At 64.5% G+C, this 22,404-nt stretch carries 20 protein-coding genes; 7 read left to right on the top strand and 13 right to left on the bottom strand.

From position 1 onward, the window contains the following. Positions 1 to 77: 77 nt before the first annotated feature. Together AC1ROB_RS13730 and AC1ROB_RS13735 are read right to left on the bottom strand one after the other, a co-directional pair. Entirely contained in the window at positions 78 to 1,088 is a 1,011-nt protein-coding gene (locus AC1ROB_RS13730; RefSeq protein ID WP_492970581.1) for a tripartite tricarboxylate transporter substrate binding protein, read from the bottom strand. A gap of 43 nt (positions 1,089 to 1,131) precedes the next feature. Next, the gene (locus AC1ROB_RS13735) at positions 1,132 to 2,697 is read right to left on the bottom strand and encodes a UxaA family hydrolase (RefSeq protein WP_492970580.1); all 1,566 of its coding nucleotides are present in this window, start codon (positions 2,695 to 2,697) and stop codon (positions 1,132 to 1,134) included. Between the two features lie 92 nt (positions 2,698 to 2,789). On the opposite strand from AC1ROB_RS13735, the gene AC1ROB_RS13740 reads away from it, so the two are divergent. Together AC1ROB_RS13740 and AC1ROB_RS13745 are read left to right on the top strand one after the other, a co-directional pair. After that, positions 2,790 to 3,818 (top strand): LacI family DNA-binding transcriptional regulator, encoded by a 1,029-nt coding sequence (locus AC1ROB_RS13740; RefSeq protein ID WP_492970579.1) that lies wholly within the window; start codon positions 2,790 to 2,792, stop codon positions 3,816 to 3,818. Between the two features lie 282 nt (positions 3,819 to 4,100). Continuing rightward, positions 4,101 to 5,936 carry a methyl-accepting chemotaxis protein gene (locus AC1ROB_RS13745; protein ID WP_492970578.1) on the top strand — a complete coding sequence of 612 codons (1,836 nt, stop codon included), beginning with the start codon at positions 4,101 to 4,103 and terminating at the stop codon, positions 5,934 to 5,936. Here AC1ROB_RS13745 and AC1ROB_RS13750 read toward each other — a convergent pair. From AC1ROB_RS13750 to AC1ROB_RS13760, 3 genes are all read right to left on the bottom strand, one after another. Continuing rightward, the gene (locus tag AC1ROB_RS13750) at positions 5,933 to 6,559 is read right to left on the bottom strand and encodes a trimeric intracellular cation channel family protein (RefSeq protein ID WP_492970577.1); all 627 of its coding nucleotides are present in this window, start codon (positions 6,557 to 6,559) and stop codon (positions 5,933 to 5,935) included. The genes AC1ROB_RS13745 and AC1ROB_RS13750 overlap by 4 nt on opposite strands. Positions 6,560 to 6,604: 45 nt before the next feature. After that, positions 6,605 to 8,578 (bottom strand): DEAD/DEAH box helicase, encoded by a 1,974-nt coding sequence (locus AC1ROB_RS13755; protein ID WP_492970576.1) that lies wholly within the window; start codon positions 8,576 to 8,578, stop codon positions 6,605 to 6,607. Between the two features lie 183 nt (positions 8,579 to 8,761). Beyond that, a complete protein-coding gene (locus AC1ROB_RS13760; protein ID WP_492970575.1) occupies positions 8,762 to 10,951 on the bottom strand; it encodes a hybrid sensor histidine kinase/response regulator in 2,190 nt (729 codons plus the stop codon). A 320-nt stretch (positions 10,952 to 11,271) separates the two neighbouring features. Here AC1ROB_RS13760 and AC1ROB_RS13765 point away from each other — a divergent pair, with 320 nt between their 5' ends. The 3 genes from AC1ROB_RS13765 (at position 11,272) to AC1ROB_RS13775 (ending at position 12,928) form a co-directional block, all read left to right on the top strand. Continuing rightward, positions 11,272 to 11,535: a hypothetical protein gene (locus AC1ROB_RS13765; RefSeq protein ID WP_492970574.1), complete on the top strand. Its 264-nt coding sequence runs from the start codon at positions 11,272 to 11,274 to the stop codon at positions 11,533 to 11,535. Position 11,536: 1 nt separating this feature from the next. After that, a complete protein-coding gene (locus AC1ROB_RS13770) occupies positions 11,537 to 12,478 on the top strand; it encodes a transglutaminase family protein (protein WP_492970573.1) in 942 nt (313 codons plus the stop codon). Positions 12,479 to 12,664: 186 nt separating this feature from the next. Beyond that, positions 12,665 to 12,928 (top strand): GIY-YIG nuclease family protein, encoded by a 264-nt coding sequence (locus AC1ROB_RS13775; RefSeq protein ID WP_492970572.1) that lies wholly within the window; start codon positions 12,665 to 12,667, stop codon positions 12,926 to 12,928. A 133-nt stretch (positions 12,929 to 13,061) separates the two neighbouring features. Here the strand turns inward: AC1ROB_RS13775 and AC1ROB_RS13780 are convergent, their stop codons facing one another. The 3 genes from AC1ROB_RS13780 to AC1ROB_RS13790 all read right to left on the bottom strand — a co-directional run bounded on the left by AC1ROB_RS13780 (position 13,062) and on the right by AC1ROB_RS13790 (position 14,730). Further along, positions 13,062 to 13,628 (bottom strand): DUF2147 domain-containing protein, encoded by a 567-nt coding sequence (locus tag AC1ROB_RS13780; RefSeq protein WP_492970571.1) that lies wholly within the window; start codon positions 13,626 to 13,628, stop codon positions 13,062 to 13,064. A gap of 227 nt (positions 13,629 to 13,855) precedes the next feature. Beyond that, positions 13,856 to 14,329 carry a hypothetical protein gene (locus tag AC1ROB_RS13785; RefSeq protein WP_492970570.1) on the bottom strand — a complete coding sequence of 158 codons (474 nt, stop codon included), beginning with the start codon at positions 14,327 to 14,329 and terminating at the stop codon, positions 13,856 to 13,858. Further along, complete coding sequence (locus tag AC1ROB_RS13790) at positions 14,326 to 14,730, bottom strand: acyl-CoA thioesterase (protein WP_492970569.1); 405 nt, start codon at positions 14,728 to 14,730, stop codon at positions 14,326 to 14,328. The genes AC1ROB_RS13785 and AC1ROB_RS13790 overlap by 4 nt, the downstream gene beginning before the upstream one ends. A 104-nt stretch (positions 14,731 to 14,834) precedes the next feature. On the opposite strand from AC1ROB_RS13790, the gene parE reads away from it, so the two are divergent. Continuing rightward, on the top strand, positions 14,835 to 16,802 hold the full coding sequence (gene parE / locus AC1ROB_RS13795) for a DNA topoisomerase IV subunit B (RefSeq protein WP_492970568.1): 1,968 nt from the start codon (positions 14,835 to 14,837) through the stop codon (positions 16,800 to 16,802). Here parE and AC1ROB_RS13800 read toward each other — a convergent pair. Together AC1ROB_RS13800 and AC1ROB_RS13805 are read right to left on the bottom strand one after the other, a co-directional pair. Next, complete coding sequence (locus AC1ROB_RS13800) at positions 16,799 to 17,497, bottom strand: alpha/beta fold hydrolase (protein ID WP_492970567.1); 699 nt, start codon at positions 17,495 to 17,497, stop codon at positions 16,799 to 16,801. The genes parE and AC1ROB_RS13800 overlap by 4 nt on opposite strands. A gap of 13 nt (positions 17,498 to 17,510) precedes the next feature. Then, positions 17,511 to 18,053, bottom strand: coding sequence for a hydrolase (locus AC1ROB_RS13805; RefSeq protein WP_492970566.1), 543 nt, complete (start codon positions 18,051 to 18,053; stop codon positions 17,511 to 17,513). Between the two features lie 129 nt (positions 18,054 to 18,182). On the opposite strand from AC1ROB_RS13805, the gene AC1ROB_RS13810 reads away from it, so the two are divergent. Continuing rightward, on the top strand, positions 18,183 to 19,349 hold the full coding sequence (locus tag AC1ROB_RS13810; protein WP_492970565.1) for a GGDEF domain-containing protein: 1,167 nt from the start codon (positions 18,183 to 18,185) through the stop codon (positions 19,347 to 19,349). A 12-nt stretch (positions 19,350 to 19,361) separates the two neighbouring features. Here the strand turns inward: AC1ROB_RS13810 and AC1ROB_RS13815 are convergent, their stop codons facing one another. The 3 genes from AC1ROB_RS13815 to AC1ROB_RS13825 form a co-directional block, all read right to left on the bottom strand. Further along, positions 19,362 to 20,198 carry a universal stress protein gene (locus AC1ROB_RS13815; protein ID WP_492970564.1) on the bottom strand — a complete coding sequence of 279 codons (837 nt, stop codon included), beginning with the start codon at positions 20,196 to 20,198 and terminating at the stop codon, positions 19,362 to 19,364. Positions 20,199 to 20,396: 198 nt separating this feature from the next. Next, positions 20,397 to 21,428: an ABC transporter ATP-binding protein gene (locus AC1ROB_RS13820; protein ID WP_492970563.1), complete on the bottom strand. Its 1,032-nt coding sequence runs from the start codon at positions 21,426 to 21,428 to the stop codon at positions 20,397 to 20,399. Further along, positions 21,421 to 22,404 carry an ABC transporter ATP-binding protein gene (locus AC1ROB_RS13825; protein ID WP_492970562.1) on the bottom strand — a complete coding sequence of 328 codons (984 nt, stop codon included), beginning with the start codon at positions 22,402 to 22,404 and terminating at the stop codon, positions 21,421 to 21,423. The genes AC1ROB_RS13820 and AC1ROB_RS13825 overlap by 8 nt, the downstream gene beginning before the upstream one ends.

Here is a 22,404-nt window from a genome sequence, read left to right on the forward strand (position 1 = left end):
AGGAGCAGGTTATGATCTGCGTCTCTGCTGCCCGCTTTTTTTTGTGCCGCGCACGGCGAGCGCGGCCGACCTGAGCGTCAGCTCTTGCTCAGCAGTTCCTTCAGCTTCAGCCGTTCGATAATGACTTTCTCTTCCTCGTAATTCTGGGCAACGAATTTGCGGTAATCCTCGCCGTCCAGATACATCACCACCATGTCGAGACGGTTGCAGGTTTCAGTATGCTCTGCACTTAAAGCCGCATTGCGGAACACCTGCCGCAACTTCGCCGTGATCGCCGGATCGAGGCCTTTGGGCGCGCCGACGCCGTTCGGCGCCTGCATCACCACGTTGTAGCCGCTTTCCTTCAGGGTCGGCACATCGGGAAAGCCGGCCAGCCGCTGCTCGCTCCAGGTGGCCAGCAGGCGGAAGCGGCCGTCGCGCACCAGCGGCGCCCAGCTGCTGGAATCCGCCAGCACCTCCACATGGCCGCCCAGAACGCCCTGCAGGGCATCGGCGCCGCCCTTGAAGGGCACATGGCTCATCTTGATCCTGGCGGCATGGCAGAATTCCTCCATGCCGATATGGGTCTGCCCCGCCACGCCTGACGTGGCATAGGTCACGGTGTCGGGCTTGGCCTTCGCCGCCGCCACCACATCCTGGATGGTCTTGAAGCGCGAGTCCGCGCGCACGGCGATGCCAAAGGTCTGACCGGCGGTGCGGGCAATGAAGGTGAAGTCGCTGCGTGGATCGTGCTGGAAACTGCCCAGTTGCGAAAAGCGCGTCACGCTCAGAGGAATCTGCCCGATGGTGTAGCCATCGGGTTGCGCCGTGGCGATGCCGGCGGCACCGATCATGCCGGCTGCGCCCGCCCGGTTCTCCACCGTGATCGGTTGACCCAGTTCGGCCGCCGCCACGCGGCAGAGCGCGCGCATGGTGGCATCGGCGGTGCCGCCCGCCGGCCAGGGACAGATAAAGCGGATCGGGCGGTTGGGATAAGCGCCTTGTCCGAAAACTGGCCTGGCCAGACTGCCGGCTGCCAGCACGGCCCCGGACGCAAGCGTTCCCGTGAGGACCTGACGCCTGTCAGGTCCCTGCATGACTTTTTTCATTGTCGTTTCCTCCGGTTTTTAGTTTTTCAGTGGTTGGTCTTCGCTACCCCACGATACCGATCTGCCAGGGGACGAATTCGTGGTCGCCGACACCGAGTAGCTCGCTCTTGCTCTTCTCGCCGGATGCCGTGCGAAGGATATGCTCGAAAATCTCCTGCCCCATTTCCTGCATCGACTTGGTGCCGTCGAGGATCTGGCCACAGTTGATGTCCATGTCCTCTTCCAGGCGGCGGTACATCGGTGAATTGGTGGCGAGTTTCAGCGATGGCACCGGCTTGGCGCCGAAGGCCGAACCACGGCCGGTGGTGAAGGCAATGATATTGGCGCCGCCGGCAATCTGGCCGGTGGCGGAGCACGGGTCGTAGCCGGGCGTATCCATGATGACGAGGCCCTTTGTCTTCACCGGCTCGGCGTATTTGTAGACATCCATCAGCGGCCCGGTGCCGCCCTTCATGGAAGAGCCGAGCGACTTCTCGAAGATATTGGCGAGGCCGCCGGCCTGGTTGCCCGGGCTGACCACGCCGTTGATCTGCACGTCGCGGCCCACGGCATAGACGTCCTTCCACCAGCGGATACGCTCCACCAGCTTCTCGCCCACTTCCTTCGTCACGGCACGCCGGGTCAGCGTGTGCTCCACGCCATAGAGCTCTGGCGTTTCCGACAGGATCGCCGTACCGCCATGACGCACCAGGATATCCATGGCCGCGCCCAAAGCCGGATTGGCGGTGATCGACGAGAAGCCGTCCGAACCGCCGCACTGCAGCCCGACGCTGATATGGCTGGCCGACACGGTGGTACGCTTCACGTCATTCGCCGCAGGAAGAATCTTCTTCACGGCCTCGATGCCGGCCTCGATGGTCTTGCGGGTGCCGCCGGTCTCCTGCATCACGAAGGTGACCAGGTTGGCGCTGCGCTCCAGTCCCTGCTCTTCCATCATGCCGCCGAGCTGGTTGCGCTCGCAGCCGAGCCCGATCACCACGACGGCGGCGAGATTGGCATGGCGGATATAACCGCCCAGCGTCCGGCGCAGCAGCGCCATCGCCTCACCCGTCATCTCCATGCCGCAGCCCAGCGCATGGCTGAAGGCCACCACACCGTCCACATTAGGGAAATCGGCCAGCCGTTCTTCGGTGAAATGCCGGGCGACCGCATGCACCACGGTGGCCGAGCAGTTCACAGTGGAGACGATACCGATGAAGTTGCGGGTGCCGACGCGGCCATCGGGACGTACGATACCCTGGAAGGTGGCGCGTTCGGCCTCGGGGATCATCTCCACCGGCCTGTAGCCCTGGGCATGGGCATAGTCGCGGTCGAACTCACGGAATTCGGTGTTGTGGCCATGCAGCATGCTGCCGACGCGGATATCTTCCGCAGCGAAGCCGACGGTGACGTTGTATTTCAGGATCGGCTCGCCCTTGGCAATGTCACGGGCGGCGATCTTGTAACCCGCCAGGGTCTTGTCGCGGATCAGGAAGCCGGGATGGCGGTTGTCGCCCTCCACCGGAATACCGGGCACCACGTCGATGCGGGCGACAACCACGTTGTCGTCGGGATGCAGGCGGATCACAGGGCCGATCAGGCGTTTGGCATGCAGGTCGATCTGGTTCATGGGGCTTGGGCTGTTCTGCTGGCTGGAAAATGTTACCGGTAACATACTGGCCGAGCCTACCCCGGAATCATTCCGCTGGCTATACTGGAAATGTGAAGACCGCGCCCAAAAGCCGTACCGCAACTGCGAAAACGCCGACGCTTGCCGATATCGCGGCCGAGGTCGGTGTCACCAAAATCACGGTTTCCCGGGCTCTCAATACGCCAGACCAGGTCTCGCCCAAGACGCTGGAAAAAGTGCGTGCCGCCATCCGGCGCCAGGGCTATACCCCCAACCTGCTGGCCGGCTCGCTGTCGTCGAACCGCAGCAAGCTGATCGTTGCCCTGGTGCCCAGCATTGCCGGCGCCATGTTCACCGCCACGATGGAAAGCGTCGCCGCACATCTGCAGGCGCAGGGCTATCAGCTGCTGATCGGCCAGGCCGGCTATGATGATGCGCGCGAGGACGAATTGCTGGCTGCCGTGATCGGCCGCCGCCCCGATGGCATCATCCTCACCGGTATCGTTCATTCCGCCGATGTGCGGCGCAAGCTGCGCGCCGCCCGCATTCCGGTAGTGGAAACCTGGGACCTGACCGACAAGCCGATCGACATGCTGGTCGGCTTCTCGCATCCGGCCATTGGCAAGGCGGCAGCCGAATACCTGTACAAACGCGGCTGCCGCCGTCCGGCAATTGTTTCGCCCGATGATCGCCGCGCGCGCCTGCGTGCCGGCGCTTTCAGCGAAACCTTCCGCAAGCTCGGCAGCAAGAACCGTCCGATTCCGGTGATCGAGGCGCCCGCCCCCACGCCGATGGGCGACGGCCGCAGCGGCCTTGCCGCCCTGCTGCGCGATCACCCCGATATCGATGGCGTCTTTTGCGGCTCGGATAATCTGGCGCTCGGCGCATTGATCGAAGCCAGGGCGCGAGGCCTCAGGGTGCCGCAGCAGTTGAAGGTGATTGGCTATGGCGATCTCTCGTTTGCCAAGGACACCGATCCACCGCTGACCAGCGTGCGCACCGATGGCGCCGGCATCGGGCGCATCGCCGCGGAAATGCTGGTGGCCCGCGCGGCCGGGCACAACCCGAAGCACAAGCTGGTCGATATCGGCTTCACGATCGTGGAGCGCGACAGCGCCTGAGTCGCCGCGCCGGCAATATGGCCACGGCGACCCCGCCCACTCCCATGCAAATGAGTGGCGCTCATTACTGCAACCTCAACTCAAAGTAATGGGTTCAACCAATACTGTAAAACTCCGGCTTGTTCACTGCGTTTTACACCACCTTAGGTAATACTGCTAATAACAAAGTATTTATTTAGTAATTCTACCGATCCTTTCTTATAAATCGTCCGTATAAGCATGAGACCGGCGAAAAAGAGACCGGCATAACCCGGCGTAAATTCACAAAAAGGACTCCCCAAGATGTTCCAGTTTTCCGCAAGTTCCGCTGCGAGCGATTTGCGTGCGCAGTTTGACGCGATCAACAAGGCGCAGGCCATCATCGAATTCACCCTCGACGGCACCATCCTGCATGCCAACGAGAATTTCCTGAATGCCGTGGGCTATCGCCTCGATGAGGTGAAGGGCAAGCATCACCGCATCTTCGTTGATCCGGCTTATGCGCAAAGCGCCGAATACAAGGCCTTCTGGGACAAGCTGGGCCGCGGCGAATACGAAGCCGCGCAGTACAAGCGCATCGCCAACGGCTGCAAGGACATCTGGATTCAGGCCAGCTACAACCCGATCTTCGACAAGCGCGGGCGGCCATACAAGGTGGTGAAATTCGCCACCGACATCACGGCGCAGAAGGCTGTCATGGCCGATTACCAGGGCCAGATCGCCGCGATCGGCAAGTCGCAGGCGGTGATCGAGTTCACGCTGGATGGCGTGATCCTCAATGCCAACGAGAATTTTCTCGGCGCCATGGGCTACACGCTGGCCGAGGTGAAAGGCCAGCATCATCGCATTTTCGTCGAACCCGCTTATCGCGACAGCGCCGCGTACAAGGCCTTCTGGGACAAGCTCGGCCGCGGTGAATTCGAAGCCGCGCAGTACAAGCGTGTCGGCAAAGGTGGCCGTGAGGTCTGGATCCAGGCCAGCTACAATCCGATCATGGATGCCAATGGCCGCCCCTTCAAGGTGGTGAAATACGCTACCGACATCACGGCGCAGATCCTGGCCGCGCGCATGACCGAGATGGCTGTGCAGCAGGTCAAGGTCGTGGTCGATGCGACCCGCAACAATGACCTGACCCAGCGGATCGCCATGCAGGGCAAAAGCGGCGAGATCGCCACGCTGTGCAGTGGCGTCAATGATCTGGTCGATGCCATGAGCGGCATCATCGGCAATCTGCGCGATACCTCCGTCACCATCGCGGAAGCCTCGGGCGAGATTTCCACCGGCAGCCAGGACCTGGCCCAGCGCACCGAAAGCCAGGCCGCTTCCATCGAGGAAACCGCGGCCTCCATGCACGAGATCACGGCGACCGTGAAGCAGAATGCGGATAACGCCCAGGCCGCCAGCCAGCTCGCCACCGTGGCGCGCGATACGGCCGAAAAGGGCGGCACCGTGGTGTCGGACGCCGTCACCGCCGTCACGCAGATCGAGCAGAGCGCGCAGAAGATTTCCGACATCATCGGCCTGATCGACGAAATCGCCTTCCAGACCAACCTGCTGGCGCTCAATGCCAGTGTGGAAGCCGCCCGTGCCGGCGAAGCCGGCAAGGGTTTTGCGGTGGTGGCGCAGGAAGTGCGTGCGCTCGCGCAGCGCTCGGCCAATGCGTCGAAGGACATCAAGGCGCTGATCTCGACCTCGAATGCCCAGGTCAAGACCGGCGCCGCCCTGGTCAACCAGGCTGGCGTCTCGCTCGCCGAGATCGTCGGTGCGATCAAGAAAGTCTCCGACATCGTGGCTGAGATCGCGGCGGCATCGAAGGAACAGGCCGCGGGCCTGGAACAGGTCAACACGGCCGTCGCCAGCATGGATGAAATGACCCAGCGCAATGGCGCCCTGGTCGAGGAAACCTCCGCTTCCGCCCAGGCGCTGTCGGGCCAGGCCCAGGAGCTGGCGCAGCTGGTGCAGCGCTACCGTCTCGACGAGGCCGCCGCGCCGCGTCCGGCCGCCAGGCCGGTCGTCACCCAGGTCATCGCGGTGAAGCCGCCGGCGGCGCCGGCCGCGAAACGCCCGGCCCTGAAAATCGTGCCGAAGCCGGCCGCGAAGGCGCCGGCCGATGACGACGGCGCCTGGGAAGAATTCTAAGCTGGCGGCGACGGGTCGTCGCCGGGACGGGCCACGGCGATCTGCCAGTTGCGGCGGATCGCCAGCACCCGCACGGCAAAGCAGAGCAGGCCGCCGGCGATGATGCCGACATGATGCGGCAGGCCGAGCGCTGACACCGCCACCACCACGGCCGCACCGGCGAGCGCGGCCACCGCATAGACCTCGGCACGCAGCACGGTGGGAATTTCCGCCAGCATGATATCGCGCGCCATGCCGCCGCCGATGCCGCTGAGCACGCCCAGCATCATCGCGGCCAGCGGATTGAGGCCGTAATCCAGCGCCTTCTGCGCGCCCAGCACGGCGAACAGCGCCAGGCCGGCGGCGTCGAACAGCTGCACCGGATGCTTCAGTTTTTCCACCAGGGCGTAGCGCCAGAACACCAGCAGCGCGGCCACCGCGGCTATCAGCGGATAGGCCCAGTCGCGCAGGGCGACCGGCGGCAGCGCGCCGATCAGCACATCGCGCAGGATGCCGCCGGCACTGGCAGCCGCAAAGCTGAGCACCAGCACGCCGAACAGATCGAGCCGGCGGCGCACGCCGGCCGTCGCGCCCGAAAGCGCGAACACGAAGGTCCCGGCGAAGTCGAACAGGGTGAGCAGCATGGCAGCCTCATGAAGACCGCCCGGCTTCACGCGGCCGGGTCAGTCCTACTTGTGGTCCGGCTTTTTCTTCCAGGCCGGCTTGCCCGATCCTGCCGGAGCGGCACCGCCCTCGGCAACCGGCTTCTTGAAATCGGGCTTGTAGGGGCGGCTGGTATTGCCGTCCCAGGTCTTCTTCTCGCCCGGCTTACCGCCGAACTCTTTCTTGCCGAAGCCCGGCTTCTTGCCGGCCCAGTCCTTCTTTTCGCCGAAGGTGGCGGCATTCTTCTCGCCGAATTCCTTGCGGGTGAAGCCGCCGGCCTTCTTGCCGGTCCAGGGCTTCTTGCCGCCATCGCCGTCCGGCGCGCCGGTCTCGCCGGCCATGCCGGGCGGACCGTCAAGGCGGGCAATGGTGATCTGCTTCTCGCCGGTGCCTTCGCGGGCGATCTGGTCGGCGAAGCGCTGGGCGACGCCGGCGGCAATCTCGAACTGGCTTTCGGTATGGAAAATCTTGATCGAGCCGACATCCTTGCGGGTGACATGGCCGACGCGGCAGATCAGCGGCAGCAGCCAGCGCGGCTCGGCATTCTGCTTGTGGCCGGCGGTGATGCGGAACCACACGCCATTGCCAGTGAAGTCGTCGCGGCCCTTGCGCGGGCGTGCATCATCGCGCCCCCCGAAAGCGGCCGGCGCTTCCGAGCCCACGTCCAGCAGCTCTTCCGGCGCCGGCTGGCGCGCCATCTGCAGGCGCAGGAAACCGGCGGCCACCTTCTCGGCGCCATGCTTGGCCAGCAGCTCGGTCACGAACGGCAGTTCCTCGGCATTCGGCGCCGCCTGCAGGGTTTCGTCGTTCAGGATGCGCTTGCGGTCGGCGGCCTGGATTTCGGCAGCACTCGGCGGCTGCGCCCATTTCGCCTCGATATTGGCTTCGGCCAGCAGGCGCTGCAGGCCACGGCGGCGGTTATGCGGCACCAGCAGGGCGCAGATGCCCTTGTTGCCGGCGCGACCGGTACGACCTGATCTGTGAAGAAGCGCTTCGCGGTTGGTCGGCAGATCGGCATGCACGACCAGTTCCAGGCCCGGCAGGTCGATGCCGCGCGCGGCCACGTCGGTGGCGACGCAGATGCGGGCGCGGCCATCGCGCATCGACTGCAGCGCATGGGTGCGTTCGTTCTGGCTCAGCTCGCCCGACAGGGCGACGACAGCGAAGCCGCGATTGGATAACCGCGCCGACAGATGGTTCACCGCCATGCGGGTGCCGCAGAAGACGATGGCGCTTTTCGCGTCATGGAACCGCAGCACGTTGATGATGGCGTTCTCGCGCTCGTTCGGGGCCACCATCAGCGCGCGGTATTCAATGTCGTGATGCTGCTCGCGTTCGGCCGCCGTCGAGATGCGGATCGCATCCTTCTGGAAGCGCTTGGCCAGCTGGGCGATCGGCTTCGATACGGTGGCCGAGAACAGCAGCGTACGCCGCTCGGGCGACGCGGCATCGAGAATGAATTCCAGATCCTCGCGGAAGCCCAGGTCCAGCATCTCGTCGGCTTCGTCCAGCACCACGGCGCGCAGACCGCTGATATCCAGGGCGCCGCGTTCGATATGGTCGCGCAGGCGGCCGGGCGTGCCGACCACGATATGGGCACCGGCATTCAGCGCCTGGCGTTCGGTGCGCATGTCCATGCCGCCGACACAGGAGACGACGCGGGCATTGGTCGGCTCGTACAGCCATTCCAGCTCGCGGCAGACCTGCAGCGCCAGCTCGCGCGTCGGCGCGATCACCAGCGCCAGCGGCGGCTGCCAGCCGCCCCCGCGGGCATTGCCGCCGCGGAACGGCTCGAAGCCGTCCGAACCCTGCAGCAGGGTCGGCGCGATATTGAGGCCGAAGGCCACGGTCTTGCCCGACCCGGTCTGCGCCGAGACCAGCAGGTCGGCTTCGGCATGCTGCGGTTCCAGCACGGCAGCCTGCACGGGGGTGAGCGTGGTATAGCCGCGCTGCGTCAACGCAAGCGACAGCGGCGCAATAACGCCGGCAAAATCAGTCATGGAATAAACGTCTTTCGGGAGATCAGGGACGGCAATATCAGCAGCGGCCCACCCATCATCGTCAGGGCCGATCAGGGAATGGCGATCATCCTGCGCCGGCCCTGCTGCGGCGGGTTTTAAGCGGTGGCGGCGCAGGCGTCAACTGCGGCGCTTTTGCCGCAGTCTATTCAGGGGGTTAATGGCTCAGGCGGCCTTGCGCATGCTGCTCGAGACCGTGCGCAGCAGATGGGCGGCGTCGATCGGCTTGGCGACATGGCCATTCATGCCGGCAGCGCGGCAGCGCAGGACTTCCTCGGCCATGGCGCTGGCGGTCAGCGCGATCACCGGGACGCTGGCGGCCGGCTCGGGCAGCATGCGGATGCGGGTGGTGGCTTCCAGCCCGCTCATCACCGGCATGTTCAGGTCCATCAGCACGATGTCGAAATCTTCTTCCGACAGCCGGTGCAGGGCTTCCTCGCCGCTGGCGGCCGTAATCACCGTATTGCCCGCCGGGGTGAGCAGCGCCGAGACCAGGCGGCGGTTGGTCAGGTTGTCATCCACCACCAGAACCCGGCCGGTGCGCAGATCATCCGCCGCCGGCTGCGTCATCCCGGATACAGCATCCTCCCGGGCCACATCGGTGAAGATCAGGGTGAACCAGAAGGTGCTGCCGACTTCGAGTTCCGAGGCCACGCCGATGGTGCCGCCCATCAGGTCGACCAGACGCTTGCAGATCGCCAGGCCAAGGCCGGTGCCGCCGAAGCGGCGGCCAACGGTGGAATCCACCTGCGTGAAACTCTGGAACAGCAGCGGCATATCGGCCTCGCGAATGCCAACACCGGTATCGCTCACGGCGAAGCGCACGCTGCTGCGTCCCTGGCCCGCCGCTTCCAGACTGACCGACAGTGCGACGCTGCCTTCTGTGGTGAATTTCACCGCGTTGCCCAGCAGGTTGACCAGAATCTGCCGCAGACGGGTGGGATCGGCGACCACGTGGTCGGGCACCTGCGGGTCGAATTTCAGGCGCAGGTCAAGCTGTTTGGCCGTCGCAGCCGGCCGGTTCAGCGCCATGACGTCGTCGATCAGGCGATGCAGATCGATCGGCATGCTCTCCAGCGTCACCCTGCCCGCCTCGATCTTGGAATAGTCGAGGATGTCGTTGACGATGGTCAGCAGGCTGGTGGCGGATTCGCGGATGATAGACACATAACCACGGCCGCGCTCATCGAGGTCCAGCTCCGACAGCAGGTTCGTATAGCCGAGCACGCCGTTCATCGGCGTCCGCAGCTCATGGCTCATGATGGCGAGGAACTCCGATTTGGCATGGCTCGCCGCTTCGGCTTCCTGCTTGGCGATATCGAGCTGCCGTTCGCGCTGTTCGCCGCGATACAGGCTGCGCGCCAGCAGCACGCCGCCGACCAGGATGGACAGCGCGGTCAGCAGGATGACGGAGGCGGCGATGATCGAGTTGCGCCGCCAGACGCTCAGGATCTCATCCTTCGAGAAGCTGACGCCGATCACCAGCGGATTGTAGGGTACGCGGCGATAGCTCATCACGCGCTTCTGCCCGTCGATCGGGCTGCGCATATGCACGGTGCCGGCCCGGCCATGCGCCATCACACCCGCGAACACATCGGGCGGCGCAATCGGCTTTCCGACCAGCCGGTCGTCGACCGGCGTGCGGATCAGGGTGGTGGCGTCATCCAGCGTGACGAACACCGATCCGCTGTCGCCCAGGGCCAGCGACATATAGAGCTTGGTGAAATGGTCTAGATCCAGACGCGCGGTGACGACCCCGAGAAAGCTGCCGTCGACGCCATTGACCCGCCGCGAAGCCAACACGGACTTGCGCTGGGTCACCTTGGAGACGAAGGGGTGACTGATATGCATGCGGCGGTCGTCGACCTCCGCATGCGACAGGAACGGCTCCTGCTCCGACACGTTCAGGCCGCGCGCGCCGGCCCGGCTGGAGCCAAGGACGCGGATGCCGTCGCTGCTGTGAATGGAAATCCAGCTGATCGCCGTGGCGCTGCCGAAAATACGCTCGATGTCGATCGCGGCGCTGTCATCGACATCGCGATGGCCGTCCAGCAGCGGCATGGCCAGGCGCGCGGTTTCCTGCAGGGTGCGGTCGATGGCTTCCAGGCTGCGGGCCAGATGTTCGGCGGCCAGCGCCGACAGATCCTGGGTGCGGTATTCGGCCGTGGCGATGGTGGTATCGTGGCGGCGCTTGATCTCGAAGGCGACCATGGCGACGAGGAAGCCGGCCAGCAGCGCGGTGAAGGCGATCACCAGGCCGGCACGGCCGCGCCAGAAACCGGAGGCGCGCCAGAAAGCCGGTGCGCCGGTGAACAGGCTGATGGACTGTTGCGCGATCTGTCGATAGGGGGCCATGACTGCCGGTCTCCGGCAACGGCCAGGCCAGGGGGCGCATGGCGGCGTTGCGGCTCGCAGCTTGTGCGGATTCCGCCGTCAAATCAGGTTTAAAGCCGATAACGGCGTCGCTTTGCGTGCAGCAAACCGCCAAAGACGGCAACCACAGGCCGAAGGTGTCTGAAAATTTAGGCGCCCCGAATACCCTTGCATCACCCGCCTATAGGGCAGAGGCTGGTACGGCGATTCTCCCACACCCTGCTTTTCGTTGCGCAGATGGCGCAGCGGCCGCCGCTGGTGGCCTGCAAATGGCTGCAGATATCCGCCCAGGAAGGACAGCCATGACGACCCGCAGCACGGAGACCACCCTCACCTTCAGTCGTCCCTTCCGCCTGAGCGCGCTGGATGAAGCGCAGCCGGCTGGCACCTATTTGCTGGTGAATGAAGAAGAGCGGATCGACAGCCTGTCCTTCCCGGCCTACCAGCGCACCGCCACCCTGCTGCAGCTGCCCGCCATCGCCACAGCGAGCGCCATGCGCCAGATGGTGCCGGTCACGCCCGACGAACTGGCGGTGCTGCTGCGCGCCGATGCGGCGCCGGCCTGACATGCTGCTGCGCATCCACCATCGCACCACCTATCTCTACGCCCAGCCGGTCGGCCTGGGTGGCCATCGGCTGATGCTGCGGCCGCGCGAAAGCGCCGCCAACCGGCTGCTGTCCTTCCATATCGAAACCGATCCGCCCAGCCTGGTGACCTGGAGCGAGGATGTCTATGGCAATGCCGTGGCCATCGCCGCGCCGCTCTGGGCCTCCGATCGCCTCACCATCGACAGCCATATCCGCATCGATCACGGCAACGTTCCCTGGGCCGAGCCCGCGCCGCTGATCCCGATTGCCACTGCAGCGATGCGCTATCCCTTCCGCTACAGCGATGCCGACTGGAACGCGCTCGGCCCGCTGGCGCAGCCGCTCTATGCCGATCCGCAGGGCAAGTTGCGCGACTGGGTGCGCGGCTTCATCGCCAAGGACGCGACCGACACGCTGGCGCTGCTGCGCGATCTCAATGCCGGCATTTCCGGCTGGGTGTCCTATCAGAGCCGCGATGCCCAGGGCACCCAGGCGCCGCTGGAAACGCTGCAGCGCGGCTGGGGCTCCTGCCGCGATCTCGCGGTACTGATGGCCGATGCGGTGCGCTGGCTCGGCTTCGGCGCGCGCCTGGTCTCGGGCTATCTTTACAATCCGCTGCGCGACGGGCTGGATGACGCCGTCTATGGCGAGGGCTCGACCCATGGCTGGCTGGAGATTTATCTGCCCGGTGCGGGCTGGATCGCCTTCGACCCGACGCACAAGACCTATGGCAGCTACGGCCTGATCCCGGTGGCGGTGGCGCGCGGCATGGCCGAACTGACGCCGGTGGCCGGCAGCTTCACCGGTCGCCCCGGCGATTACTTGGGCATGAGCGTCGGCGTCTCGATCTCCAGCGCCGGCCGGGACGCGCTGGCGCCAGCCGCACCGACGGTGCCGTATACCGGCGTGAGCGCGGAGTAGCTGCGTCACGCATCGGCACAGCGACATCGCACCGTTTCTCGCCCCGCCTCATCGCGGCCTCGCCACTCACCCCCACCTCATCCGTCATGCCACGCTTGCGTGGCATCCACGACTTTGGCGCATACCGCCGTGTGCCTGCGAGTATTCGCACTTGCCTCCCACTCGTCGTCGCGGCCATCATCTCTCATGGCGGGCGGCTGGGTTTATATCGTTTCCAACAGGCGCAATGGCACGATCTATGTCGGCGTCACCTCCGACCTCCCGCGCCGTGCCCATGAGCATCGCGAAGGCCTGATCGATGGTTTCAGCAAAAAATACGGCCTGACGCGACTGGTCTGGGCCGAGGAACACGGGGCCATCATCGACGCGATCCGCCGCGAGAAAATGCTCAAGCGCCTGCCGCGCCGACAAGGTGCGGCTGATCCATGCGATCAATCCCGATTGGGATGATCTCTATGAGACGCTGGTGTAGCGGCAGGAAATCGTGGATGCCACGCAAGCGTGGCATGACGGGGCGTTTTTTTCATTCGTCATGCCATGCCGGAGGCGTGGCATCCACGACTTCGACGACATCGGCCCGGCCTCACTTCATCCGCGTCCAGGTCTTGGTCTTGCCGAACAGCGGCAGCAGCGCATAGGCGCGCACCCGCAGCGTCGTGTCGTCGGCAATCGACATTTTCGCGCGATAATCGATACCGTCTTCCGGATTGTAGATCGCGCCACCCTCCCAGCTGTTATCCGCCGTGCGATACAGATCGCGCAGGATGGTCAGGCCGAGCAGCGGGCGGCTGCGCAGCGCTACATCGCTGTTCTGCAGATCGACCAGCGGCCGGCCATCGTCGCCATCGGGCCATTTGAACCAGACCAGCCGGCCGCAGAACCGCTCGCCGCAGGGCGCGATCTCCACCCAGACACGACCACTGTCATCCTGCCAGATGCCGACCGGCGTCGGCATCGGCACGCCGATGATCGCCGCATAAGGAATATCGGGGAGCGCAGGATTGGGCGCGCTGGCCGACTGGATTTCGTCGTCCTGCGCCGATGGGCTTTGCGCCCCGGCCGGCAGCGCCAGTCCCAGTGCCAGCAGCCCTGCGACCGCCAGGCTGTGAAGTCCGATCACCGCCGTCCGATACCCTGCTGCAGCACCCATGCCCTAGCTTGTATCAGTTGCATCCGCGGGTATCGCCTCGACTATTTGTGACTATTCGCGTCGCTGTGGTATTTGCGGCCCCGGCTTGAAATCAGCCTATGTTCATTGTATGTTCCAATATGAGGCAGGGCCTATATTAAAACGGGTAAAATCTTCGACCTTGTTCTGGTGTAACTAGAAACGAAGCAAAACGAAGCGTTGCGAGACGTCAGGACAAAAGCCCCGGATCAGCCCGGCTTGGCCACGCGCAGGAAGACCTCACCCACCAGCAGATGGGTGATGCCGCCCTGCCCGTCGTCCAACGGCAGGATCAGGCGGTCGTATTGCAGGATCTTCGGCCCGTCCCAGCGGGTGACGCTGACATGGAAGCTGCCGGCCTGGCGGATCGTCAGGTCGAAATGCTGGCGGATCACCGGTCGGGTTTCCTGGACCACGCCATCGGCGCCGGCCGTCAGGCCGCTGCCGCCCACCGCCGCCGTGCGGCGATAGCCCTCGCCCAGCGCGAGATAGGGATAGCGGCCGTCGCCGCTGATCTCGACCAGCGCCAGGTCGGTCACACCGGGCAGAGTCTGCAGGTCGGGCAGATCGGCAAACGCCGCCATGGCGCGGCTGCCCTTCGCCTCGTCATACCAGGCCTTCAACGCGATCAGTGCGGGGGCGACGATTTCGTCGGCGGCGTAATGCGTCCGGCCATTGGTCATGGTTTTTCAGGGACCGGGCGCGGCCGGCCATGTTCGTCGATGGCGACATAGGTGTAGACGCCCTCGGTCACCTTGATCTCGGTGGGATCGAGCCGCCGCGCCACGATGGTTTCCATCTTCACCGCCATCGAGCTGCGGCCGACGCGGATCACGCGGCCATAGATCGAGACGATGTCGCCCACCTTGATCGGCTGGTGGAAGGTCATCGCATCCACCGCCACGGTGACGACGCGGCCCTGGGCGCGGCGCGCGGCGATGATGCCGCCGGCGATATCCATCTGGCTGAGCACCCAGCCGCCGAAAATATCGCCGTTGCCGTTCATGTCGGCCGGCATCGGCGCGCTGCGGATCACCGGTTCGCCGCGCGACTCAGGCGTCGTGTTTTGTGCCGATTCGCTCATCGTCACCCCTGACTTTGTCACTGCATGTTGGTTGTTTCACCCGTGGGGCCTACTATACTGCGGCCCAACAGCGAGTCACCCCTTAAAGCGAATCTGTGAATAGAATGAACGACTTGTTTCAACAGGGAAGCAAGGGCGGCAACGATTACACCGCCAAGGACATCGAGGTACTCGAGGGTCTGGAGCCGGTGCGGCGCCGACCCGGCATGTATATCGGCGGCACTGACGAGCGCGCCCTGCACCATCTGTTCGCCGAAGTGCTCGACAATTCTATGGATGAGGCCGTCGCCGGCCATGCCGACCGTATCGAGGTGGCATTACAGCTGGATGGCAGCCTGCAGGTCAGCGACAACGGCCGTGGCATCCCGATCGACCGCCACCCGAAGTTCAAGGACAAGTCGGCGCTGGAGGTGATCCTCACCACGCTGCACTCCGGCGGCAAGTTCTCGTCCAAGGTCTATTCCACCGCTGGCGGCCTGCATGGCGTCGGCATCTCGGTGGTGAACGCGCTCTCCGACAAGCTGGTCGTGGAAGTGGCGCGCGAGAAGGAACTCTGGCGCCAGGAATATTCGCGCGGCACACCGCAGGGCAAGCTGGTGAAAGTGGGCGCCGCCCCCAATCGCCGCGGCACCATGGTCACCTTCCATCCCGACGAGCAGATCTTCGGCAAGGGCGCGCATTTCCGCCCGGCCCGTCTGTTCAAGATGGCGCGCTCCAAGGCCTATCTGTATCCGGGCGTGAAGATCCTGTGGAAATGCGATCCCGAACTGCTGAAAGGCGACGAGATCACGCCGGCCGAGGCCGTGCTGCATTTCCCCGGCGGCCTGCAGGATTATCTGAACGAACAGCTCGAAGGCCAGCAGACCGTGACGCCGACGCCGTTTGCCGGTCGCGCCGCGCTGGCCGGCGAACGCGGCCAGGTCGAATGGGCGATCCACTGGCCGCAGGATATCGACGAAGGCTGGCTGCAGTCCTACTGCAACACGGTGACCACGCCCGATGGCGGCACCCATGAACTGGGCTTCCGTTCGGCGCTGATGCGCGGCCTGAAGGAATATGCCGAGCTGAGCAACAACAAGAAGGCGGCGCAGATCACGGCGGACGACATTCTGCTCGCCGGCACCGCGATGCTGTCGCTGTTCATCAAGGATCCGCAGTTCCAGGGCCAGACCAAAGACAAGCTGGTCACGGTGGAAGCGCAGAAGCTGGTCGAAGTCGCGATCAAGGACCACTTCGACCACTGGCTCGCCGGCGCGCCGCAGCATGCCAATGCCCTGCTCGCCCGCCTGATCGAACGTGCCGAAGACCGCCTGCGCCGCCGCGCCGAGAAGGATGTCAGCCGCAAATCGGCGACCCGCAAGCTGCGCCTCCCGGGCAAGCTGGCGGATTGTTCCGACGAGGCCGCCAATGGTTCGGAAATCTTCATCGTCGAGGGTGACTCGGCGGGCGGCTCGGCCAAGCAGGCCCGCGACCGCCGTACCCAGGCTGTGCTGCCGCTGCGCGGCAAGATTCTCAACGTGGCATCGGCCGGCTCGGGCAAACTGGCCGCCAACCAGGAACTCGCCGACCTGACCCAGGCGCTGGGCTGCGGCACCGGCGGCCGCTATCGCAATGAAGACCTGCGCTATGACAAGGTCATCATCATGACCGACGCCGATGTCGATGGCGCGCATATCGCTTCGCTGCTGATGACATTCTTCTTCCGCGAGATGCCCAAGCTGATCGAGCATGGCCATCTCTATCTGGCGCAGCCGCCGCTGTATCGTCTCAGCGCCGGCGGCAAGACCTTCTACGCCATGGACGACGCCGACAAGGACAAGCTGATCAAGCAGCATTTCGGCAGCCGCAAGGTGGAGATCAGCCGCTTCAAGGGCCTGGGCGAAATGCCGCCCGCGCAGCTGAAGGAAACCACCATGAACCGCAAGAACCGCGTGCTGCTGCGCGTGCAGGTTCCGGTGGAAGAAGTGAAAGAGTCGGAAGACCTGGTCGAGCGCCTGATGGGCCGCAAGCCGGAGCTGCGCTTCCAGTTCATCCAGGAACGCGCCGCCTTCGCCACCGATATCGACGTCTAGGCAGCGAGCCACTCTTTAAGGGCGGCCGCCGTCTCGTCGGGCTTTTCCATCGGCGGCAGATGGCCGCTATGCTCGATCACCACCTGCTTGGCATTGGGTATCAGCGACGCCATCTCGTCATGCAGCTCCAGCGGCGTCAGCGCATCCTGACGGCCGCACATCACCAGCGCCGGCACCTTGTAGTTTTTCAGGTCGGCGCGGCCATCGGGCCGATTGATGATCGCGGTCTGCTGCCGGGTGAAACCCTCGCGGCCGATATCTTCCGCCATCGCCATCAGCCGGCCGACAAGCGCCGCGTTCTTCTGGTTGTCCGGATGCAGCAGCAGCGGCACCAGTTGCGGCGTGATGCCCTTGAAGCGGCCAATCTGACTGAGGTGGATCAGGCCACGGCGTCGCTCGGTCTGCTCCGGCGTATCGGCGCGTGAAGACGTATCCATCAAGCAGATACGCGTCACCCGCTGCGGCGCCTGGCGCATGATCTCTTGCGCAACATAACCGCCCATCGAGAGGCCACAGAGCGCGAATGTTTCCGGCGCCTCGGCCAGCACCAGCCGCGCCATGTCGCCGAAATTGTCCTGGTGGAAATGGCTCGTGGGTATAATGCACTGAGTAACTTCAGATAGACGCGCCACCTGTTCGCGCCAGAAATCGGCGGTCAGCAGCAGGCCGGGAACAAGCACCAAAGACTGACGCATACAGAAACCCTTCTTACCGGATCAGGCGCGACAGCGCCTTGAACTGCGGATGCGATGCCGTACCGAGCCATTCGAACAGGCACATCTCGGTGCTGGCCAGTATCACGTCGGCGTTACTCATACGCCGTTGCGCCAGATGCACGCTTTCAACCTGGCGCGAGGAAATCGCATCGGCCACCACTGTCACGCGATACCCGTGTTCCACGAGACCGAGCGCCGTCTGCAGCACGCAGACATGGGCCTCGATGCCGACGATGACGATCTGCGGCCGCCCCACTTCGGCGATATGGGCGCGAATGCCTGGATCGGCCCAGGCGGAAAAATGCATCTTTTCCAGGATCGCTGCGGCGCCCGCAGCCGCCCTGATTTCGGGGACCGTGGCGCCAAGGCCCCTGGGATATTGCTCGGTGATGGCAACCGGAATCTGTAACGCCTGTGCCGCCTGCAGCAGGATACCGGTGTTGCGCAGCACGCGCGCGCCATCCTGCATTGCCGGCAGCAGGCGTTCCTGAATATCAACGACGAGCAGCTGGGTTTCGTTTGCGGAAAGCAGCATGGCCAATATCTAAAGTGGTAGCCCGACGATATAGCGCTCTACCTATAAATGCCACCGCACGTACTATCCCTTAGTTGATTTTTTTAATGCCCCCTGCGCACAATCGGTTGTCCCGCCCAAGCCGATTTCATGCATCTCGATACATCCACCGTCAGCTTTGTCACCGTCCTCGTGGTGTGTCTTGAATGCGGCATCCTAACCGCCTTGTGGATGATTCATCGCAACATGAAGGGCGTGGCCTACTGGGCTGTGGGCGCCATGGCCATCTCCATCGGCATCTTCGGCATTTTCCTGCGCGGCACCATTCCGCCCTACGTTTCGATTGTCGTCGCCAACATCTTCATCATCAGCGGCTATATCTTCACCTGGTGGGGGATCGAGGCGTTCTTCGATCGCCGCCTGCCATACCGCCTTGGCCTGGCAATCCTGGGGTTATCGGTGGTCGGGCTGGTGTATTTCGGCCTGATCGATCCCAACGCCCGCATCCGCAGCACCCTGCTGCTTTCCGTTTTCGCGCTCTTCTCCGCATTGCGGATGTACAGCCTGATCTGCAAAATCCGGCCGGGCACCCGGTTCACCCAGACCATCTGCGCCGCAGTCTATGGCTGTCAGGTGATCGTCAACCTGACGCTGGCTGCCGCGGTCTTTCTCTCGCCGCCGACAGATCGTCCGTTCATGCAGTTGCCTCTGTCGGGCTGGATCCTCCTGGTTCTCATGCTGCTGTCCCTCGCCGCCGTCTTCGCCGCGGTCCTGCTGGTCAACGAAACCATTGCGGCCCGACTACAGGAGGCCGCGCGGCGCGATGCCCTGACCGATGCGCTGAACCGGCGCGCCCTCGATGAGGCGGCCGATATCGAAATCAGCCGCAGCCAGCGGCACAACCTGCCGCTCAGCCTGCTGATCCTGGATATCGATCACTTCAAGTCGATCAACGACCGTCACGGCCATCCGACCGGCGATGCCGTCCTGCGCCGCTTTGTCGCCGCGACACGGCTCTGCCTGCGCCGGGAAGACCTGCTGGGCCGGATCGGCGGGGAAGAATTCTGCGCCTTGCTGCCGAACACCGCCGCCGCCGGCGCGGCACTGCTGGCCGAACGTATCCGCACCGCCATATCGGAACTGGCCATGGATATCGATGGCCAGAACCTGTCCCTGCAGGTGAGCATCGGCGTCGCCACGCTGGGCGAGAACGGCACTGAATGGCCAGAGCTCATGCGCCAGGCCGATGATGCGCTCTACGCGGCAAAGCGGGCCGGCCGGAACAGCGTCGCGATTGCCGGCCCTGCCCGCGCCTAGCTGCGCGGCAGACTAGTTGCTCAGCAGAACCGGCAGACTCATATTCGCCAGCACGGTTTCGGTGACGCCGCCGAACACCATTTCGCGCAGGCGCGAATGACCGAAAGCGCCCATCACCATCAGGTCGCAGCCGCGGCCCTTGGCTTCCGCCAGCAGGGCCAGGCCCACCTTCTGGCCATTGCCGTTGATGATCGCGGTTTCGAGCCGCAGGCCGTGGCGCTGCATATGCCCGGCAACCTCGCTGAGCGGCGTGCGGCCTTTCCGCTCGGCACCGATGGTGACGATATGCACGGCTTCCGCGCCGCGTAAGAGCGGCATGGCATCATGCAGGGCCCGCGCCGCCTCGCGCTTGCCGTTCCAGGCCACCAGCACGCGGCGACCCACCTCCGCCACATCGCCGGAATGCGGCACGGCCAGGATCGGCCGGCCGGCCTGCAGCGCCAGTTCATGCGGCAGCACGTCTGTCCCATAAGGGATCGCGGCAGGATCGGACGGATTGGGATCGGGCTGGCCGACCAGCGCGATGTCGCAGGCCCGGCTGGCGAGACGCAATGCCTCGACCGGCGCCAGATCGCTGCTGAGCCAGCGATGCTCGATGCCGGCATTGGTGCAGGTGGCGAGGAATTCCTCCTTGGCGCCGACCGAGGATTTCTGCGCCTCGTCCATCTGCTTCTGGATCAGTTCGGTCGGGATATACTCGCCCATGTAATAGGGCACATTCGGCGGCGGCACCGTATACAGGCCGCTGACCCGGGCGCCGAAACGACGCGCCATGGCAATGGCAAGCTGCGTGCGCGCCGTGTTGCGCGGATCGAGTGTCAGATGCACCGTGATATCGCGGTAACTCATCGCCCGGCCTCCTTGTTATGGCCGTGCCGCCTTTCCCCCTGCGGCTTCGACCGTTGTTATCGGAAGTGCTGGTGATTTACGCCACAAACGGGACTCATCGTCCCTGCCCGCAAATGTAGGCAGGCGCGAGCGGCAAGACAAGCGCGCTGCAGTCTCGAAGGTTAATGCCAGGGAGTCGCTACGAGGCTGCGGCAGCCTTTAGGCAGCAGCCTGGGCTTTCCAGGGCGGCAGACGGTTTTCCTCAACCGCATGACAGGCCACAGCACCGCCCTCGACCGTCAGGGCCTTGGGCACCTCACGCTTGCAGCGTTCGTTGGCCAGCGGACAGCGCGGATGGAAGCTACAGCCCGACGGCGGATTGAGCGGGCTGGGCACTTCGCCGGCCACCGGCGTGCGCGAACGGCCGGTCATGTCGAGATCGGGAATCGCGTCGAGCAGCATGCGGGTATAGGGATGCAGCGGGCGCGCAAACAGCGTCTTGGTATCGGCCCACTCCACCAGCCGACCGAGATACATCACACCCACCTTGTCGGAGACATGATACACCACGGCCAGATTGTGGCTGATGAACAGATAGGTCAGGCCGAGCTTACGCTGCAGGTCCTTCATCAGATTGAGAATCTGGGCCTGCACCGAAACGTCGAGCGCCGAGGTCGGCTCGTCGCAGACCAGGAATTCCGGCTCGCCGGCGAGCGCGCGCGCGATCGAAATGCGCTGGCGCTGGCCGCCGGAGAATTCATGCGGATATTTGCGGGCATCCAGCGGCGACAGGCCGACCTGCGCCAGCAGCTCGCCCACACGTTTGTCGACAGCCGTCTTCTCGCTCAGCAGTTTGCGGAAGCGCAGCGGCTCGGCCACGATATCGCCCACACGCCAGCGCGGATTGAGCGAGGCGTAAGGGTCCTGGAAGATCATCTGCATGCGGCCCTGGATATCCGGGTGCTTCGCACGCTCGGGCGCCGGACCGACTTCGACGCCTTCGAAATTGATCGAGCCGTCGCTGGGCTCATAAAGGCCGACGATCAGCCGCGCCACGGTCGACTTGCCGCAGCCGGACTCGCCCACCAGGCTGAAGGTCTCGCCTTTGTTGATCGAGAAGTTCACGCCGTCGACGGCGCGCACGATGCTCTTGCCCTTGCGCTCCAGCACGCGGTTGAGCCAGGGCGCGGAAACATCGAAGACCCGCTTGAGGTTGGTGACAGTCAGCATCGGGACGGTGACCTTAGACATGGGCCGGCTCCTTCTGCACCAACCAGCAGGCGGCATGGCTGTTGCCGGCTGGCATCGGTTCGGGTCGCTCGACATAGCAGCGGTCGAACGCCTTGGGGCAGCGCGGATTGAAGGCGCAGCCCTTCGGGATCGCCGTCAGGCGCGGCATCGAACCATCGATCTGGGTCAGGCGGTCGACCTTGCCGGCCATGGACGGGATCGCCCCCATCAGGCCGACAGTGTAGGGATGGTGCGGACGCTTGATGACATCCTGCACCGGGCCGATCTCGGCGATGCGGCCAGCATACATCACGGCAACGCGGTCGGCCGTTTCGGCGATCACCCCCATATCATGGGTCACCAGCATCACGGCGGTGCCGTGCTCGCGGCAGAGCCGCTTGAGCAGCTGGATGATCTGCGCCTGGATCGAAACATCCAGTGCCGTGGTCGGCTCGTCGGCAATAATCAGTTTGGGTTCGGCGGCGAGCGCGAGCGCGATCACCACGCGCTGCCGCATGCCGCCGGAGAACTGGTGCGGATAACTGTTGATGCGTTCCGACGCCGAGGGAATGCCGACATCTTCCAGCAGCTTGATGGCACGGTCGCGCGCCTGGGCCTGGGTCAGCGGCAGATGCGTCAGGATGGTTTCCACCAGCTGGTCGCCGATCCGGTAGAGCGGATTGAGGCTGGTCAGCGGGTCCTGGAAGATCGCGCCGATCTGGCGGCCACGGATCTTGCGCATCTCGTGATAGGGCAGATTGTCGATCCGGCGGCCATCCAGGCGAATCTCGCCCGCCGCAATACGGCCTGGCGGCTCAAGGAGCCCGATGATGGCGGCACCGGTCATCGATTTGCCGGCGCCGGACTCGCCCACCACGCCCAGCACTTCGCCGGCGGAGATTTCGAGCGAGACGTCGTCGACGGCGACAAGCGTGCCGCGCCGGGTGGGGAATTCGACGCGCAGGTTCTGGACTTCAAGCAGCTTCGGGCTGGTCAT

The organism is Ferrovibrio sp. GW821-FHT12F09 (genome assembly GCF_058806775.1).

Excerpts from the sequence above, each read along its gene's own strand:
- AC1ROB_RS13730 (WP_492970581.1), bottom strand. The coding sequence starts at position 1,088 with ATGAAAAAAGTCATGCAGGGACCTGACAGGCGTCAGGTCCTCACGGGA.
- AC1ROB_RS13735 (WP_492970580.1), bottom strand. The coding sequence starts at position 2,697 with ATGAACCAGATCGACCTGCATGCCAAACGCCTGATCGGCCCTGTGATC.
- AC1ROB_RS13745 (WP_492970578.1), top strand. The coding sequence starts at position 4,101 with ATGTTCCAGTTTTCCGCAAGTTCCGCTGCGAGCGATTTGCGTGCGCAG.
- AC1ROB_RS13750 (WP_492970577.1), bottom strand. The coding sequence starts at position 6,559 with ATGCTGCTCACCCTGTTCGACTTCGCCGGGACCTTCGTGTTCGCGCTT.
- AC1ROB_RS13755 (WP_492970576.1), bottom strand. The coding sequence starts at position 8,578 with ATGACTGATTTTGCCGGCGTTATTGCGCCGCTGTCGCTTGCGTTGACG.
- AC1ROB_RS13760 (WP_492970575.1), bottom strand. The coding sequence starts at position 10,951 with ATGGCCCCCTATCGACAGATCGCGCAACAGTCCATCAGCCTGTTCACC.
- AC1ROB_RS13765 (WP_492970574.1), top strand. The coding sequence starts at position 11,272 with ATGACGACCCGCAGCACGGAGACCACCCTCACCTTCAGTCGTCCCTTC.
- AC1ROB_RS13770 (WP_492970573.1), top strand. The coding sequence starts at position 11,537 with ATGCTGCTGCGCATCCACCATCGCACCACCTATCTCTACGCCCAGCCG.
- AC1ROB_RS13775 (WP_492970572.1), top strand. The coding sequence starts at position 12,665 with ATGGCGGGCGGCTGGGTTTATATCGTTTCCAACAGGCGCAATGGCACG.
- AC1ROB_RS13780 (WP_492970571.1), bottom strand. The coding sequence starts at position 13,628 with ATGGGTGCTGCAGCAGGGTATCGGACGGCGGTGATCGGACTTCACAGC.
- AC1ROB_RS13785 (WP_492970570.1), bottom strand. The coding sequence starts at position 14,329 with ATGACCAATGGCCGGACGCATTACGCCGCCGACGAAATCGTCGCCCCC.
- AC1ROB_RS13790 (WP_492970569.1), bottom strand. The coding sequence starts at position 14,730 with ATGAGCGAATCGGCACAAAACACGACGCCTGAGTCGCGCGGCGAACCG.
- parE (WP_492970568.1), top strand. The coding sequence starts at position 14,835 with ATGAACGACTTGTTTCAACAGGGAAGCAAGGGCGGCAACGATTACACC.
- AC1ROB_RS13800 (WP_492970567.1), bottom strand. The coding sequence starts at position 17,497 with ATGCGTCAGTCTTTGGTGCTTGTTCCCGGCCTGCTGCTGACCGCCGAT.
- AC1ROB_RS13805 (WP_492970566.1), bottom strand. The coding sequence starts at position 18,053 with ATGCTGCTTTCCGCAAACGAAACCCAGCTGCTCGTCGTTGATATTCAG.
- AC1ROB_RS13810 (WP_492970565.1), top strand. The coding sequence starts at position 18,183 with ATGCATCTCGATACATCCACCGTCAGCTTTGTCACCGTCCTCGTGGTG.
- AC1ROB_RS13815 (WP_492970564.1), bottom strand. The coding sequence starts at position 20,198 with ATGAGTTACCGCGATATCACGGTGCATCTGACACTCGATCCGCGCAAC.
- AC1ROB_RS13820 (WP_492970563.1), bottom strand. The coding sequence starts at position 21,428 with ATGTCTAAGGTCACCGTCCCGATGCTGACTGTCACCAACCTCAAGCGG.
- AC1ROB_RS13825 (WP_492970562.1), bottom strand. The coding sequence starts at position 22,404 with ATGACCAGCCCGAAGCTGCTTGAAGTCCAGAACCTGCGCGTCGAATTC.